Origin of the sequence: Pigmentiphaga daeguensis (assembly GCF_039523035.1) — a bacterium.
Taxonomy (GTDB): domain Bacteria; phylum Pseudomonadota; class Gammaproteobacteria; order Burkholderiales; family Burkholderiaceae_B; genus Pigmentiphaga; species Pigmentiphaga daeguensis.
Map to the genome: position 1 here is coordinate 1 of NZ_BAAAEN010000013.1, position 14,585 is coordinate 14,585.

Annotated in this window: 15 protein-coding genes; 2 read left to right on the forward strand and 13 right to left on the reverse strand. The window is 67.1% G+C overall.

The window, feature by feature from the left end; all coding sequences use genetic code 11:
* The 6 genes from ABD104_RS16625 to ABD104_RS16650 form a co-directional block, all read right to left on the reverse strand.
* The coding region (locus tag ABD104_RS16625) for a tripartite tricarboxylate transporter substrate-binding protein (RefSeq protein WP_343927886.1) at positions 1-411 on the reverse strand (411 nt) is incomplete at its 3' end.
* Positions 408-917, reverse strand: a complete 510-nt coding sequence (locus ABD104_RS16630) for a LeuD/DmdB family oxidoreductase small subunit (RefSeq protein ID WP_279816084.1) — start codon at positions 915-917, stop codon at positions 408-410. The genes ABD104_RS16625 and ABD104_RS16630, both read right to left, overlap by 4 nt.
* Before the next feature lie 12 nt (positions 918-929).
* The gene (locus ABD104_RS16635; protein WP_279816086.1) at positions 930-2,195 is read right to left on the reverse strand and encodes a 3-isopropylmalate dehydratase large subunit; all 1,266 of its coding nucleotides are present in this window, start codon (positions 2,193-2,195) and stop codon (positions 930-932) included.
* Positions 2,196-2,206: 11 nt separating this feature from the next.
* Positions 2,207-3,106: an isocitrate lyase/PEP mutase family protein gene (locus ABD104_RS16640; RefSeq protein WP_279816088.1), complete on the reverse strand. Its 900-nt coding sequence runs from the start codon at positions 3,104-3,106 to the stop codon at positions 2,207-2,209.
* A complete protein-coding gene (tcuA, locus tag ABD104_RS16645) occupies positions 3,100-4,611 on the reverse strand; it encodes an FAD-dependent tricarballylate dehydrogenase TcuA (protein ID WP_343927887.1) in 1,512 nt (503 codons plus the stop codon). The genes ABD104_RS16640 and tcuA overlap by 7 nt, the downstream gene beginning before the upstream one ends.
* 71 nt (positions 4,612-4,682) lie before the next feature.
* Entirely contained in the window at positions 4,683-5,675 is a 993-nt protein-coding gene (locus ABD104_RS16650; RefSeq protein ID WP_279816093.1) for a Bug family tripartite tricarboxylate transporter substrate binding protein, read from the reverse strand.
* Between the two features lie 175 nt (positions 5,676-5,850).
* On the opposite strand from ABD104_RS16650, the gene ABD104_RS16655 reads away from it, so the two are divergent.
* Both ABD104_RS16655 and ABD104_RS16660 read left to right on the forward strand, forming a co-directional pair.
* Positions 5,851-6,777, forward strand: coding sequence for a CysB family HTH-type transcriptional regulator (locus tag ABD104_RS16655; RefSeq protein ID WP_279816095.1), 927 nt, complete (start codon positions 5,851-5,853; stop codon positions 6,775-6,777).
* A 49-nt stretch (positions 6,778-6,826) separates the two neighbouring features.
* Positions 6,827-7,570: a metallophosphoesterase gene (locus ABD104_RS16660; RefSeq protein WP_087839933.1), complete on the forward strand. Its 744-nt coding sequence runs from the start codon at positions 6,827-6,829 to the stop codon at positions 7,568-7,570.
* A gap of 4 nt (positions 7,571-7,574) precedes the next feature.
* On the opposite strand, the gene ugpQ is transcribed toward ABD104_RS16660, so the two are convergent.
* From ugpQ to ABD104_RS16695, 7 genes are all read right to left on the reverse strand, one after another.
* A complete protein-coding gene (gene ugpQ, locus ABD104_RS16665) occupies positions 7,575-8,351 on the reverse strand; it encodes a glycerophosphodiester phosphodiesterase (protein ID WP_343927888.1) in 777 nt (258 codons plus the stop codon).
* Positions 8,348-9,799, reverse strand: a complete 1,452-nt coding sequence (locus ABD104_RS16670; RefSeq protein ID WP_343927889.1) for an extracellular solute-binding protein — start codon at positions 9,797-9,799, stop codon at positions 8,348-8,350. Before ABD104_RS16670 ends, ugpQ begins: the two co-directional genes overlap by 4 nt.
* A gap of 42 nt (positions 9,800-9,841) precedes the next feature.
* Entirely contained in the window at positions 9,842-11,092 is a 1,251-nt protein-coding gene (locus ABD104_RS16675; RefSeq protein ID WP_087839936.1) for a D-amino acid dehydrogenase, read from the reverse strand.
* Positions 11,093-11,231: 139 nt separating this feature from the next.
* The gene (locus ABD104_RS16680) at positions 11,232-12,443 is read right to left on the reverse strand and encodes an NAD(P)/FAD-dependent oxidoreductase (RefSeq protein WP_343927890.1); all 1,212 of its coding nucleotides are present in this window, start codon (positions 12,441-12,443) and stop codon (positions 11,232-11,234) included.
* Positions 12,440-13,012 (reverse strand): MarR family winged helix-turn-helix transcriptional regulator, encoded by a 573-nt coding sequence (locus tag ABD104_RS16685; RefSeq protein WP_343927891.1) that lies wholly within the window; start codon positions 13,010-13,012, stop codon positions 12,440-12,442. Before ABD104_RS16685 ends, ABD104_RS16680 begins: the two co-directional genes overlap by 4 nt.
* Positions 13,013-13,046: 34 nt before the next feature.
* Positions 13,047-13,367, reverse strand: coding sequence for a 2Fe-2S iron-sulfur cluster-binding protein (locus ABD104_RS16690; protein ID WP_087839938.1), 321 nt, complete (start codon positions 13,365-13,367; stop codon positions 13,047-13,049).
* Between the two features lie 11 nt (positions 13,368-13,378).
* A complete protein-coding gene (locus ABD104_RS16695; RefSeq protein WP_343927892.1) occupies positions 13,379-14,578 on the reverse strand; it encodes a cytochrome P450 in 1,200 nt (399 codons plus the stop codon).
* Positions 14,579-14,585: the final 7 nt, after the last annotated feature.

Here is a 14,585-nt window from a genome sequence, read left to right on the forward strand (position 1 = left end):
TTGCTCATGTTCCTCAATCAGGGCTTGCAAAACGGCACGAGCCATGAACAGGGGGTAGCGGCGGGAGTCTATATAATCGTCAGGGATGCGACAGCTAGGCGCGATGGCCAGGCTCACGTCGGTCATCAGCAGCGTGTAGCCATCCGGCGCGGCCCGGGCGACGGCCCGCGTTCCCAGCGTCGTGCCCGCGCCGGGCCGGTTCTCGACCACGACGGGCACACCCCATTCCTCGCCCAGCCGGCGGGCCAGGTGCCGGGCCACCAGGTCGATGCCGCCGCCCGGCGGATAGACCACGACGATGCGTACGGGCTGCGACGGAAATGCCTCGGCCGCCGCTGCCGCCGGCGCAAGCCCCGACACGGCCAGCAGGACGGCCAGCGACAGGCGCGGCATCCCGCCCGGCGCTCTCACGCCGCCCCCGCCGCCTGGCGCCGCGCCACTTCCCTCTTGACCCAGCCCGTCACGCCCCCCAGGTCGATGATTTCCTGGATGAAGGAAGGCAACGGTTCCACCCGGTGGTCCACGCCGTCCAGGCGCACGATGCCGCTGCGGGTATCGACCTCGATCGCCTGGCCGTCCCGCGCGGCGGACGCCACCTCGGGGCTGATCAGGATGGGCAGGCCCAGGTCGATGGACATCCGATAGAAGGTACGGGAGAAGCTTGCCGCAACGATGCAACCGATGCCCAGCGCCTTGAGCCCGAAAGGCGCCTGCTCCCGCCCCGAGCCGGCCCCGAAATTGCGGCCCGCCACGATCACGTCGCCCGGCCGCACCCGCCCCGCGAAGCCGGGATCGACCTCCTCGAAAATGTGCTTGGCGATCTCAGCCGGATCCAGCAGCGACAGATAGCGTCCCGGCACCATCACGTCGGTGTCGATGCTGTCTCCCAGCTTGTGTACCTTGCCCGAGAACATCATGGAACCTCTCCTTCAAAGGCGGGCCGGGTCGATGATCTCGCCGGCCACGGCGGTCGCCGCGGCGACATAGGAATTCCCCAGGTAGACCTGGGCGCCGGCATGGCCGCCGCGTCCCTTGAAATTCCGGTTGATGGTGGCGAAGGCCACTTCGCCGTCGTCGAGGGCGCCGTTATGCCCGCCGAAACAGGCGCCGCACGTCGGCGTGCTGACCGCGGCGCCCGCTTCGATGAACTGCTCGATCAACCCTTCCGCCATGGCCTGCATGTAGATTTTCTGCGTGGCGGGCACGATCATCGCCCGGGTCCCGCGCGCCACCTTGCGTCCCTTGAGGACGCTCGCGATCTGCCGCAGGTCGCTGAGCGTGCCATTGGCGCAGTTGCCCATGTAGACCTGGTCGACGTGGATGCCCGACAACTGGTCCACGGACACCACGTTCTCGGGCGAATAGGGCTTGGCGACCATGGGCCGCATGCGCGACAGGTCCAGTTCGTGCCTGGACGCGTACTGCGCGTCCGGGTCGGCGTTGACCAGGCTCCACGCCCGCTTGCAGGTCTGCTCCGCCCAGGTGCGCGTGATGTCGTCCGCCTCGACGATGCCCGTCTTTGCGCCCGCCTCCACCACCATGTTGCAGATGCCCATGCGTTCATCGATGTTGAATTCCGCGATGCCCGGGCCTCCGAACTCCATGGACCGGTACAGCGCGCCATCGACGCCGATGTCCTGCAGGATCTGCAGGATGACGTCCTTGCCGGTGACGTAAGGGGCCTTGGCGCCGTGCAGGTGGAAGCGCATCGATTCCGGCACCCTGAACCAGGTCTCGTCCAGCATCATGATGGCGGCCATGCCGGCCCAGCTCATGCCGGTCCCGAAGGCGTTGAATGCGCCGGCCGTGCCGGTGTGAGAATCGCCCCCGGCCACCAGGTTGCCGGGCCCGATGTATCCCTGCTCGGGAATGAGCGTGTGTTCGATGCCCCCTTTTCCCACGTCGAAGAACAGCTCTATGCCCTTGTCGCGCGCGAATCGGCGCATGTCCCCCAGCATCCGGGCACCGGCGGCGCTCGGCGCGGGCGCGAAATGGTCGCACACCAGCCCGATCTTCTCCGGCACCGCGACCTTGCCGCCGCCCATGTTGGCGAAATGGCGAAAGGCCACCGGCCCATTGGCATCGTTGAGCAGGACGAAATCCACCTTCGCCCTGACCACGCTGCCCGGTTCCACCTGCTGGTCGCCACCGATGCGGTGGGTTTCCAGGATTTTTTCCGCGATGGTCTGTCCCAACCTGGTGCTCCCTATTTGCGCACGAACTGCTGCTCGAGCTGGTTGATCTCCTTCAGGCCCATCAACGCATTGAGCTCCTCGAACGACACCAGCAGATCGGGTCGCTCGGTCACCTCCTCGTCGTCCAGCTGCGCGCCCAGGGCGGCAAGCGAGTTGGTAAGGCCCATGATGGCCGACGCGCTGAGCATCCGCCCGAACATGACCGCCGCCACGCCCATGTCCTGCAGCCTGCGGGCGGAAATCAGCGCGGTCGTCGACCGCTTGCGGATGGCGAAGCCCATGTTCACGCACAGGGGCTTGGACACATTGCGCACGACGGCGCGGATGTCGTCCTCGGTGGCCAGCGCATCCGCCAGCAGGAGGTCGGCGCCCGCCTCCGCGTACAGGTTCAGGCGCCGGATCGCCTCGTCCAGGCCGTGCGTGCCGAATGCGTCGGTGCGCGCCTTGATCACGAAGTCAGGATCGCGCCGGGCCTCGACCGCGGCATGGACCTTCTCGACCATTTCCTCGGCGGACACCACGCTCTTGCCCTGCATGTGGCCGCAGCGCTTGGGCCAGGACTGGTCCTCGATCATAATGCCGCCCACGCCGGCCTGCTCGAATTTCTGGATCATGTGGTAGACGTTGACGGCGTTGCCGTAGCCCGTGTCGCCGTCCGCCAGCAATGCCAGGTTGCAGGCGCTGGCCAGCCGCCGGCAAGCGGTCAGGTTCTCTTCCATGCCCATCAGGCCCACGTCGGGCTTGCCCAGGTTGGCCTCGCTCAGCGCCGCGCCCGACACGAATCCCGCCTGGTAGCCGAACTTCTCGACCAGCTTCACCGTGAAACCGTCGTAGACGGCATGCATGACCAGAATCTGGGGGGCATGTATCAACGCCTTCAGGCGCGCGCCCGGGCTCGGTGTGTTCAGCATTGCAGCTCCCGTTGGGACATGGCGAACTGCCCGGCGCTCTTGCCGGCCAGTCGGCCGAAGACGGCACCGCTGGTCAACCCGCTGGCGCCTGGATAGTTGAAGTAGAAGATGCCGCCGACCATTTCGCCCGCGGCGTACAGGCCTGGAATGGGATCGTGGCCGGTATCGACCACCTGCCCGTCGGTGTTGATCTTCAGGCCGCCGAACGTGAAGGTCACGCCGCAGGTGATGGCGAAGGCCTGGAACGGCGGCTTCTCGATCGGCAGCGCCCAGTTGGACTTGGGAACGTCCAGGCCCACGGTCCCCTTGCCATCCTTGATGTTGGGATTGAACGGCACGTCACGATTGACCGCCGCGTTGAATTCGCGGATGGTGCGCAGGCACTGCCCGGGATCCACGTCGTCGAGCTTGTGCACCAGCTCTTCCAGCGTATCCGCCTTCACCTTGGTCACATGGCGGGTCCGGTATTCGTCCAAGAGGAGATGCTGGACCTGGTCGTCGTAGATCTGCCAGGCGAACTGCCCCGGCTGCTCGAGAATCAGGTGCCCATACTTGGCGTAGGTGAAGTTGCGGATGTCGGCGCCTTCGTCCAGGAAGCGCTTGCCCAGCCCATTCACCATGATGCTGAAGGTATAGCTGTGGCGCTGGAAATGCGGCGTGACGTTCAGGTCGCCGAAATCCGTCGCGTAGCGCTCCCAGCCCACCGCGTGGCAGCCCGACCAGTGGCCGTAGGGCTGCGCGCCGATGCGCAGCGCCATGGCCAGGCCATCGCCGGTGTTGTACTTGGTGCCGCGCACCTTGGCCAGGTCCCAGCCCTTGCCCAGGTAGCGCGTTCGCCATTCGGCATTGGCCTCGAAACCGCCGCAGGCCAGGACCGTGGCGCGGGCGCGGATCTTCAGCTCCTTGCCGCCGATGCGCGCGACTACCCCCGAGACGCCGTTCACATCATGGAGCAGGTCTTTCACCCATGCTTCGTAGACGATCCGCACGCCCTTTTTCTCGATGGCGGCGTACAGGGCCTCGACCAGCCCCGGACCGCCGCCATAGGTGGCCAGCGGCGCGCCGCCCCAGAACGTGAAGCGGCCGTCCTCCTTGTAGGCCTGGCGTCCGTAGTTCGGCATGAATTTCACGCCGTTTCCCTTCATCCAGTGCATGGTCGCGTTGCTGTTCCGCACGAGGATCTCGCACAGATCCGGATCCGTGCGGTGCTGCGTGATGCGGGCCATGTCGTCGAAGAAATCGCTCTCGGTGTACTGGCCGAAATCGGTCGTCGCGATTTCCTCTTCAGTCAGGTCCGCGGACAACGCCACGATGTCTTCCTGCCCGGCATACGCGAACCGGACCTTGCCGTCGGTATAGGCACTGTTGCCGCCGCGTTCCTCGAAAGGAGCCCGTTCGAGCAATACGACGCCCGCCCCCTGTTCGGCGGCCGACAGCGCCGCGCACAACGCGGCGTTGCCGCCGCCGACGATCAGCACATCGTGGATCGTTGATTCAAGACTCATGAATGGATTCCCCGGTCTGGTGTAAGCACTGTCCCGCCGGACTCGGCATCCCGCGTCCGCGCGCCCCACGCCTATTCGGCGGTGATCTTGGCCTTGGCGATGATGTCCGCCCACTTGTGCAATTCGGTCGCCATGTAGGACCTGAATTCGTCCGCCCCGCCGGCGGCGGGCTGGACGCCCTGGGCCAGCAGCTTTTCCTGGAAGTCCTTCCGCTGCAGGCTCTTGCGGATGGCATGGGAGAGCTTTTCCACCACCGGCGCCGGGGTGGCGGCGGGCACGAGGATCCCGTACCACGACGTCGCCTCGTAGCCCGGCACGCCGGCTTCCGCCAGGGTGGGCACGTCGGGCAGCGCCGGACTGCGCTCGCTCGACGATATCGCCAGCGGCACCAGGGAACCCTGGCGGATGTGGCTGAGCACGGCGGTAATGGAACTGAAGGCGACCGGCACCTCGCCCGACATGACGGCATTGGTGGACGGCGCACCGCCCTTGTATGGCACGTGTACCATCTGGACGCCGGCCATCGACTCGAACAGTTCCATCGACATGTGAGTGATGTTTCCCACCCCGCCCGACGCGTAGTCGACCTTGCCGGGCCGGTGCGACAGGTACTCGATCAACTGCGACACGGACCGTACCGGGAACTTGGGATTGACCACCAGCACTGACGGCCCGTAGCCGACCAGGGATACCGGAGCGAAATCACGGCCTGCGTTGAACGGCAAGCGGGGGAACATCGACGGCATGGCGATCGTGGCATTGGCCAGATAAAGCGTGTAGCCGTCGGGCGCGGAACGTGCGACGGAGTCCGCGCCGATATTGCCGGACGCCCCGGGTCGGTTCTCCACCACCACGGTCTGGCCGAATGCCTCGGTCAGGTTCTGCGCGATCACTCGCGCCACCACATCGGTCGCGCCGCCGGGCGCGAACCCCGATATCAGGCGGATGGTCCGCGTGGGATAGTCCGTTTCCTGCTGCGCGCCGGCCAGCGCCGGTCCTGAGATGGCAAGACAGGCCCAGACGGCGACACACCCACGCCGGGACCTGCGATCAAGGCGATACATGACCCATTCCTCCTTGGCGATCCCGTCTTGTGCGCGGGAGTTGTCGTGCCGGCAAGCGCCGGTTCGCTCGCGACGGCGACAGGGCCGCGCGACGAGGTCACTGTATCAAGGGGGTTAATAGGCTGCCAGAATATTGTGTTATCTTGCTATTCAAAAACAGAATGCTGGAGACGACATGAAACTTCAACAGTTGCGCTACGTGCTCGAGGTATTCCGGCACGGCAATCACATCTCCAATGCCGCCGAGGCCCTGCATACCTCGCAGCCCGGCATCAGCAAGCATCTGCAGCAACTGGAAGAAGAACTCGGGTTCGAGGTCTTTGCCCGCAAGCGCAACCGCATCGTTGGCCTGACCGAACCCGGCGAAGAAGTCGTGGCCATCGCCCAGCGCGTGCTCAACGACATCGACAGCCTGAAACGGCTGGGCGAAGAGCTTTCCTCGCGCGAAGGGGGCAGCCTGACCATCGCCACCACGCATACGCAGGCCCGCTACGTCCTGCCCCAGGTCATCGAGCGCTTCATCCGCCAGCATCCCAAGGTGCAGTTGCACCTGCGCCAGGGCAATCCGACGCAGATCTGCGAAATGGTGGAAGCAGGCGTGGCCGATCTTGCCGTGGGCACGGAAACCACGCGAGCCTTCCCGACGCTGGTCCGCATGGACTGTTTCGAGCTCGAGCGTTCCATCATCACCAAGGTGGGTCATCCGCTGCTCAAGATCCGCAAGCCCACCCTGCGCGACGTGGCGGCCTATCCGATCATCACGCACGACCCGGCTTTCAGCGGGCGATGGAAAGTGATCGACGCCTTCAAGCGTGCGGGCATCACCCCCAACATCATCTTCGGCGCGGTCGATGCCGACGTCAGCAAGACCTATGTCGAGCTGGGACTGGGCATCGCCGTCATGACCTCGGTCTCCATCGACCGGCAGAAGGACAAGGGGCTGCGCGCCATCGACGCCAGCCACCTGTTCGAACCCAGCATGACGTCGATTTCCCTGCGCATCAATGCCTATCTGCGCAACCACACCTTCGACTTCATCAGGATGTTCGCTCCGCACCTGACGCGGGACGCGGTCCGGGCGGCACTGCAAGAGGCCCGGTAGGCCGTGCTACGCTAGTCGATCCGTGCCATCGCCTCGGATTCCGACGACCATGCGCATCCGCATTCTGTCCGACCTCCACCACGAACACTTCAACGGCAATCGCCCGTTGCCCGACGTCGACGCCGACCTGGTCGTCCTGGCCGGCGACATCCATACGCACGATCTCGGCATCGCCTGGGCCGGCCGGGCCTTCGGCAAGACGCCGGTCGTCTACGTGCCGGGCAACCATGAGTTCTATTCCGCCCACATGGGCAGGCTGGACCGCAAGATGCGCGAGACGGCCCGCCGGCACGGCGTGCACCTGTTGCAGAACGAAGCGGTGGAGCTGGATGGCGTGCGCTTCCTGGGCACCACGCTCTGGGCCGATTTCGCGCTTTATGGATCGCCCGGCGATGAACTGGCGCAAGCCATGGCCGTGCGCGTGATGCCCGATTTCAGCTGCATCGACACCGACCAGGGAAAGTTCACGCCGGCGGCCTGCATCGCCCTGCACCAGGCTGCTCGCGCCTGGCTGGGACAACAGCTGGACACGCCCCACGCCGGCCCCACGGTGGTCGTCACCCACCATGCGCCCAGCGAACGTTCGGTGCCGCAGCAGTACAAGGGCAACCAGCTGTCGCCGGCCTTCTCGTCCAACCTGGACGACCTGGCGGCCAAGGCCGACCTCTGGATACATGGCCATACCCACACCTGTTTCGACTATCGCATCGGCAAGGCGCGCGTGGTGGCGAACCCGGGCGGCTATCCGGGCGAAAACGGGGAATTCGACCCCGGCCTGGTAGTGGAGATCTGACGGTTTACCGGAAGTCGGCGCCGATCAGGTCGTAGCGATCGGTGCACAGGGCATCCACGCCCCATGAGAAGAGTTCGCGCGCCCGCTCCGGATCGTTGACCGTGTAGCACATGAGGCCGTACCCCGCGGCCTTGATGTCGCGCGCCAGCCCGGCATCGAGCAGGTCGTGCCGGCAGTGCAGGGACACGCAATCCAGGGCTTCGAGCCGGGTCCGCCAGTCCGGCGGCACGCCCTCCACCAGCAGGCCGCGCGGAATGCCCGGCGCGGCTTCGCGCGCGGCGCCCAGCGCTTTGGCGGAAAAGGACGAGAACAGCGGCAACCCGGCGGGATCGGCAACCCCCGCATACAGATCCTGCACCATCTGCCCCGCCACCTGCCCGGTATCCACGTCGTGGCCCGGCATGGGCTTGATCTCGATGTTCATCCAGACGCCATGGCGGCGCAGCCATTGCACGATGTCCTCCAGGCGCGGCACGGGCTCGCCCTGGAAGCGCGGATCGAACCAGGCGCCGGCGTCCATGCGCGCCAGGTCCGCGGACGCGAATGCCCCCACGTCGCCCACGCCGGGTACGGTGCGTCCGAGCCGGGTGTCGTGCATGAGGATAGGAACGCCGTCGGCGGCGAGCATGACGTCGAACTCGACGCCGCCGATGCGGCGGGCATGGGCCTCGCGCATGCCCGCCAGGGTGTTCTCGGGGGCCAGCGCGCCCCCACCCCTATGAGCCACCACGCGGGGATAGGGCCAGGTCCTGATGGAAACGGCGCCTTCCCCGGCGGTCATTTCTTCGCGCTCATCACCGCCGACGACCGCGCCACGGCATCGTCCAGCCCCTGCTTGGGCGGCTTGACGCCGTTCCAGACGGCGTTCAGTTCGCTGTTGATGATGTCGGTCACGCGATCGTAGTTGTTCAGGCGGAAGCCCCGCGTGAACTTGGCGGGCGGATTGGCCATGGCCCGCACCACGTTCTCGGCGCCGGGGATGTTCTTGTAGAACGACACCTCGGAGGCGCGGTAGGCCGCTTCGGTCAGCGGCAGGAAGCCGGTCTTCTGGTGCCATTCGGCCGCCACCACCGGCGTGGCCAGGTAGGCGATGAAGGTGGCCAGCGCCTTTTGTTCGGCGGTGGAGTGGCCGCCCAGCGCCCAGAACGCGGAACCGCCCACGAACGGCGTGCTGGGACGCGGCGCCTCTTCCTCGTAATAGGGCAGCGGCGCCACGCCGTACGAGAACGTCGCCTTGCCCTGAACCTGGGCCAGCGCGCTGCTGCCGCTGGTCAGCACGGCGCACTCGCCGGACGCGAACGCGGCATCGGCCTGGTCCTGGTCGGTGCGCACCGGGAACAGGTGGCTGCGGACCCAGCTCATCATCAGGGCCAGATGGCGGACGTGCAGCAGGTCGTTGGCCAGCAGTTGGGCGCCGTTGGGCCCTTCCAGCCCGTTGTTGCGCGTGGCGTAGGCCGTGTTGTGCATGGCCGAGAGGTTTTCCACGTGCACCCAGGTCTGCCAGCTCGTGGCGTAGGGACAGTTGACGCCATTCTGCAGCAGCGCGATCAGATGCGCCTGCATGTCGCGCCAGGTGCGCGGCGGGGTATCGGGATCCAGGCCCGCGCGCCGGTACAGGTCGCGGTTGTAGAGATAGACGGGGATGTCGGCCATCCAGGGCAGCGCCAGCAGGCGGCCCTTCGCATCGCTCATGCCGGCGGTGGTCTGCGGCAGGAACCAGCGCAGGTCCTTGATCGGATACTTGGCCAGCAATTCGTACATGGGCAGGATGGCTCCCTGCCGCGCGATGAACTCAGGCGATCGGTTGTCGGGCAGCTCGACCAGGTGCGGGGCGCGGCGCGCGCGCACGGCGGCCGTGCCATCCTCGATCAGCGCCTCGACCGAAGGCTTGGCCGTGACCTTGACCGTGAAGCCGTGCTGCTGTTCGTTGAAGCGCTGCACCAGCGAATCGAACTCCGCCGCCTGCTGCGGGTTCAGGGTATGCCACACCTGCAACTCGATCGGACCGGAAGGCGCGGCCATCGCGGCGGCGGCACCGGCGGCACCCGCGGCGCCAGCGGCCTTGGCGGCGCCCGCCGCCGGCTTCTTGGCCGGCGCGGCCTTGGTCGCCGGCTTGGCGCTGCCCTTCTTGGCGCCCTGCGCCGCTGCCGTGCCCAAGCCGCCCACGGCCAGGACGCCGGCGGCGAACACCGACACACCCCATTTCAACCAGCGCTTAGTCGGCTGCATCGATCCGTTCTCCGAAAACATGGTCAAGCTCAAGAGACACACTCACAAAAAGGGAAAATCCACCTGCGGCCGGCGGCCGCATATCAGGTCGGCCAAGGCCTTCCCGGATCCGCAGCCCATGGTCCACCCCAAGGTGCCGTGCCCGGTGTTCAGGTACAGATTGGGCAGGCGCGTGCGGCCGATCAGGGGCACGTTCGACGGCGTGGCGGGGCGCAGTCCCGACCAGTACGACACCTTGTCGAAGTCCAGCGCTCCTGGAAAGAGCTCGCGCGTCAAGGTGGTGAGCGCCTGGCAGCGCACCGTGTTCAGAGCGCGGGAATAGCCGCTGAGTTCCGCGGTTCCCGCGACTCTCAGCCTGTCGCCCAGCCGCGAAAATACCACCTTATGGGCACTGTCCGTCAGGCTGACCGTGGGAGCGCGGGTGGAATCCGTAACGGGGTATGTCGCCGAATAGCCTTTGGCCGGATAGACCATGCAGGAAACGCCCAGCGGGCGCACCAGCTCCGGCGTGAAACTGCCCAGCGCGGCCACGAATACGTCGCCCTGCACCTTGGCGTAGCGCCCGTGGGCGTCGATGGTCTCCACCGCCTTGACCCACCCGCCCTCGTCCAGCAGGCGCGTGATCTGGGTGGAGAAACGGAATTCCACGCCCGCCGCGGCGGCCTTCTCGGCCAATGCGGTGGTGAAGAGATAGACGTCGCCGCTTTCGTCGGCCGCGGTGTAGTCGGCACCGACGATGCGGTGGCTTTGCGGCGCCAGGGCCGGCTCCAGCGCCACCAGTTCCTCGGTACTGAGGATGCGGCGGTCGACGCCGTATTCGCGCATCAGGTCGGCCGCCTTCTGCGAAGCGTCGAATTCGGCCGGATCACGATAGAAATTGATGATCCCTTTCTCGAGATGATCGTAAGGGATGCCCAGTTCGGCGCGCATGTCCTGCAGGGTCTTGCGGCTGTAGGCCGCCATGTTGACCAGGGCCCGCACGTTGCGCGGCAGCCGGCCGGGCAGGCACTCGCGCAGGAAGGCCATGCACCACAGCCACTGGTGCCAGTCGGCGTGCAGCCGGAACAGCAGCGGCGCGTCGCCCCGGAGCAGCCAGCGCGCCAGCTTGAGCGGAGCCTGCGGATTGGCCCAGGGCTCGGCATACGAAACCGAGATCTGGCCGCCGTTGGCGAAACTGGTTTCCTGCGCCGGACCAGGCTGGCGGTCGATCACCGTGACGTCGTGGCCGGACTGGCGCAGCCACCATGCGCTGGACGTGCCGATGATACCGCTACCTAATACGACAACTCTCATTCTTGCTCCTCGGGCCTGGCGGACCATGTCCACCGCGGCGCCGCCCCGGCAGGCGGCGGAAAGCGTAAGTGTATCGCTCCCGAGGCGGCGGCATGCAAGCGCCCGGCCTCCGGCCGGAGGAGTTCGGCCGGGCCTGGCCTCAGGCCTTCAGCGGCACGGCCGGATCGGCCGCCGTGCCCTTGGCGGGCGACAGTCCGGCCTGCATGAGCTTGCGGGCCGTCATCTGGTCCACCGGCGAATTCACCGACTCGATGGCCCGCAGCGCGTCCCCGTCGAAATGCAGCACCGAGAAGCCGGTGCCGCGCGCCGCCGGCCGCACGACGCTTTGGTAACCCGGGCGCCACAGGCCGGTGATCTGCAGGCGCGCCTCGCCCTGGTCCGACCAGAACCAGGGCACGGCGGTATAGGGCTGGGGATCGCCGCACAACCGGGCGGCCAGGGTGCGGGCCTGGTCGTTGGCGTTCTGCACCGATTCCAGCCGCAGCGGCTGCGGCCATGCGGGATGCGGGAAGGACGTGCAATCGCCGATGGCGGAGATGGCCGGATCCTCGGTGGACAGGGTGGCGTCGACCACGATGCCGTTGTCGCAGGCCAGGCCGGCGTCCCGTGCCAGGTCCACGTTGGGCGTCGCGCCGATGCCGGCGATGACGATGTCCGCGGGGACGGCCGCGCCGCCCGACACCACGCCCACCGCCCTGCCCTGCGCCATCTCCAGGCCGTCGACCGAACTGCCCAGGCGTATGTCCACCCCCGCCGCGCGATGCGTCTCCAGCAGGAAGGACGAGATCTCGGGCGACACCGAGCGCGTCAACAGGCGCGGCATGGATTCGAACACGGTCACTTCCTTGCCCAGGTGGCGGGCGGTGGCCGCGATCTCGAGACCGATGAAGCCGCCGCCCAGCACCACCACCCGCCGGGCGCCGGGCAGCGCATCGCGCAGTGCCCGCGCCTGGGCATAGGTGCGCAGATAGTGCACGCCGGGCGTTTCCACGGGTGCCTGCGGCAGTTCGCGCACGCACGCGCCCGTGGCCAGCACGAGGTGGTCGTAGGCCAGGTCTTCCTGCCCCGCGGCCGACGACAGCCGCAGGCGCTTGCCGGCCCGGTCGATGGACAGCGCGCGGGTGCCCAGCCTCAGCGTGATGCCGGCCTGCTCGTAGAAGGACGCGCCGCGCAGCTCGGGCAGCGGCGCCTCCGGATCCTTGATCAGGGTCTTGGAAAGCGGCGGCCGGTGATAAGGGATCTCGGGCTCGTCGCTGACCAGGACGATGCTGCCGGGAAACTGCTTTTCCGCCAGCGAGGCGGCCAGCTGCGCGGCGGCGTGTCCGCCGCCCACGATAACGAGTCGGGTCATGTGCTTACCTTGCGTCGGCGCGGACCGCGGGGCGGGACCAGCCCCCGGGCTCGCTGGGTTTCCATGAAGGCGTCGGAGGTGGCGTCCACCATGGGCAGGTTCTCGTGCAGGCGCCGCAGCAGATCGATCAGCACGTCCACCTCGTCCGGCGCGAGCACCGACAGGAATGCCTGTTCGCGGTTGAGCGCGAACTTCATGATGTTGTCGTGCATCTCGCGCCCGCGCGGCGTGAACGCGGCGTGGCGCAACCTGCCGTCGTGGTCGTCGGAACTGAACGAGATCAGGCCCTGCGCATGCATGCTCTTGAAGGTCCGGCTGACCGAGGCCTTGTCCATGCCGATGAGCTGGCACACGCGCTGCGCGGTGACCTTGCCCTCGATCGCCAGCATGACCATGATCCGCCAGGTCTCGATGCCGACGCCGTAGGTCTCGAGGTAATGCTTGGACGCACCGCGCGCCAGCTTGTTGGCGATGAAGGTGAAATACGCGGGGGTATAGCGGTCTAGGTCGACGGCGGGGCCCTGCGGCGCGTCGGTGCGCGTCGGACGTTCTCGTTGTCTGGCGGTCATGCCTCGGGCACGCATGGCGTGCGTGGATAATGGGTTATTGGCTCTCCGGCAGCGTGAACGACAGCCCGGCCAGGTCTTCCGTCATTTTAACTTGGCAGCTCAGGCGGCTGCCGGGACGGCGCTCGGCGGCCGTGCACTCCAGCATCTCGTGCTCGGTGGGCAGCATGGCGGGCAGCCGGGCCAGGGCGGTCTCGTCCACATAGACGTGGCAGGTGGCGCACATGCACGAACCGCCGCATTCGGCGACGATGCCGGCCACCCCGGCCGACACCGCCGCCTGCATGATGCTGGTGCCCACCGGCACGTCCAGGGTGACACGCCGGCCGTCGGGCTGGATCAGATGAACTTCGGGCATACGTCCTTCCTTCATGCTGCGTGGAGTTTCAGGGGCAGGCTCGCCAGCGCCCTGAGCGTGTTGTTCAGGCGCCGCGTGGGCGGCCCCAGCGGCTCGATGCGGCGCACGCGGCGGGCCAGCGTCGAGAGGATCAGTTCGCCTTCCAGCCGCGCCACGGCCTGCCCCACGCAGCCGTGCAGGCCCGAACCGAAGGTCATGTGGCCGGTGGCACGGCGCTCGATGTCGAACACGTCGGGGTCCTGCCACTGGCGCGGATCGCGGTTGGCCGAGGCCAGGAAGGTCAGCACCTTGGTATCCGAGCGGATGGGCACGCCGGCCAGTTCGCAATCGCGGCTGGCGGTGCGGAAGAAAGTCTGCACCGCCGCCTCGAAGCGCAGCGACTCCTCGAAGGCCTGGCGGGCCAGCGCAGGATTGGCGTGCAGCTTGTCCCATTGGTCCGGATGGTTCGCCAGGCACCACAGTGCATTGCCGATGCCGTTCACCGTGGTGTCCACGCCCGCCGACAGGAAGGAGCGCACCAGCATCGGCGCCTCGGTCTCGGTCAGCTCGCCGGTCTCGACCGCCTGGTAGATCTGGTCGCCGAATCCGCCCGGGCGCAGGTTCCGGCGCTGGCAGTTGCTCATGATCCAGTCCGTCAGCGGCTCGACCCGCTTGGCGGCATTGACCAGCAGCTGGTTGCGAGGGCCGAAGGCATTGAACACCATGTCGCCATAGGCCAGCAGGTTCTCGCGCCCGTCTTCCGTCAGGCCGACCGCGTCGGGAAACACTTTCAGGGGATAGGCCTCTCCCAGTTCCTTGACACCGTCTATCGTGCCCTTCTCCACCAACCGGTCGATCAGCGCCTCGGCCACCGCCTGGAATTGCGGACGGATCTGCTGCACGGTCCTGGGCGACAGGATGCGGCCCAGCACCGTGCGCGAGCGCGTATGCTGCGGCGGATCGGCCTCGAGGATCAGGCTGGGCGGCCGGAACGGCTTTTCCGTGCGGAAATTGGCGAGTCCGACGCCCGCCGACGAGATGAAGGTCTGCCAATCGTTCAGCACGCCATGGACCTCGGCATGCCGGGCAACGGCCAGGATGCCGTACTTCGGAATGTGCACCACCGGGCCGGCATCCCGCATCCGGCGGTGGTAGTCGTAGGGGTCGGTCAGGAATTCGTCGCTGAACGGGTCGAAATCGACCACGGGAATGTCGGCGGCTATATCGGTCATGTTCGCC

Excerpts from the sequence above, each read along its gene's own strand:
- ABD104_RS16630 (WP_279816084.1), bottom strand. The coding sequence starts at position 917 with ATGATGTTCTCGGGCAAGGTACACAAGCTGGGAGACAGCATCGACACC.
- ABD104_RS16640 (WP_279816088.1), bottom strand. The coding sequence starts at position 3,106 with ATGCTGAACACACCGAGCCCGGGCGCGCGCCTGAAGGCGTTGATACAT.
- tcuA (WP_343927887.1), bottom strand. The coding sequence starts at position 4,611 with ATGAGTCTTGAATCAACGATCCACGATGTGCTGATCGTCGGCGGCGGC.
- ABD104_RS16650 (WP_279816093.1), bottom strand. The coding sequence starts at position 5,675 with ATGTATCGCCTTGATCGCAGGTCCCGGCGTGGGTGTGTCGCCGTCTGG.
- ABD104_RS16655 (WP_279816095.1), top strand. The coding sequence starts at position 5,851 with ATGAAACTTCAACAGTTGCGCTACGTGCTCGAGGTATTCCGGCACGGC.
- ABD104_RS16660 (WP_087839933.1), top strand. The coding sequence starts at position 6,827 with ATGCGCATCCGCATTCTGTCCGACCTCCACCACGAACACTTCAACGGC.
- ugpQ (WP_343927888.1), bottom strand. The coding sequence starts at position 8,351 with ATGACCGCCGGGGAAGGCGCCGTTTCCATCAGGACCTGGCCCTATCCC.
- ABD104_RS16670 (WP_343927889.1), bottom strand. The coding sequence starts at position 9,799 with ATGCAGCCGACTAAGCGCTGGTTGAAATGGGGTGTGTCGGTGTTCGCC.
- ABD104_RS16675 (WP_087839936.1), bottom strand. The coding sequence starts at position 11,092 with ATGAGAGTTGTCGTATTAGGTAGCGGTATCATCGGCACGTCCAGCGCA.
- ABD104_RS16680 (WP_343927890.1), bottom strand. The coding sequence starts at position 12,443 with ATGACCCGACTCGTTATCGTGGGCGGCGGACACGCCGCCGCGCAGCTG.
- ABD104_RS16685 (WP_343927891.1), bottom strand. The coding sequence starts at position 13,012 with ATGACCGCCAGACAACGAGAACGTCCGACGCGCACCGACGCGCCGCAG.
- ABD104_RS16690 (WP_087839938.1), bottom strand. The coding sequence starts at position 13,367 with ATGCCCGAAGTTCATCTGATCCAGCCCGACGGCCGGCGTGTCACCCTG.
- ABD104_RS16695 (WP_343927892.1), bottom strand. The coding sequence starts at position 14,578 with ATGACCGATATAGCCGCCGACATTCCCGTGGTCGATTTCGACCCGTTC.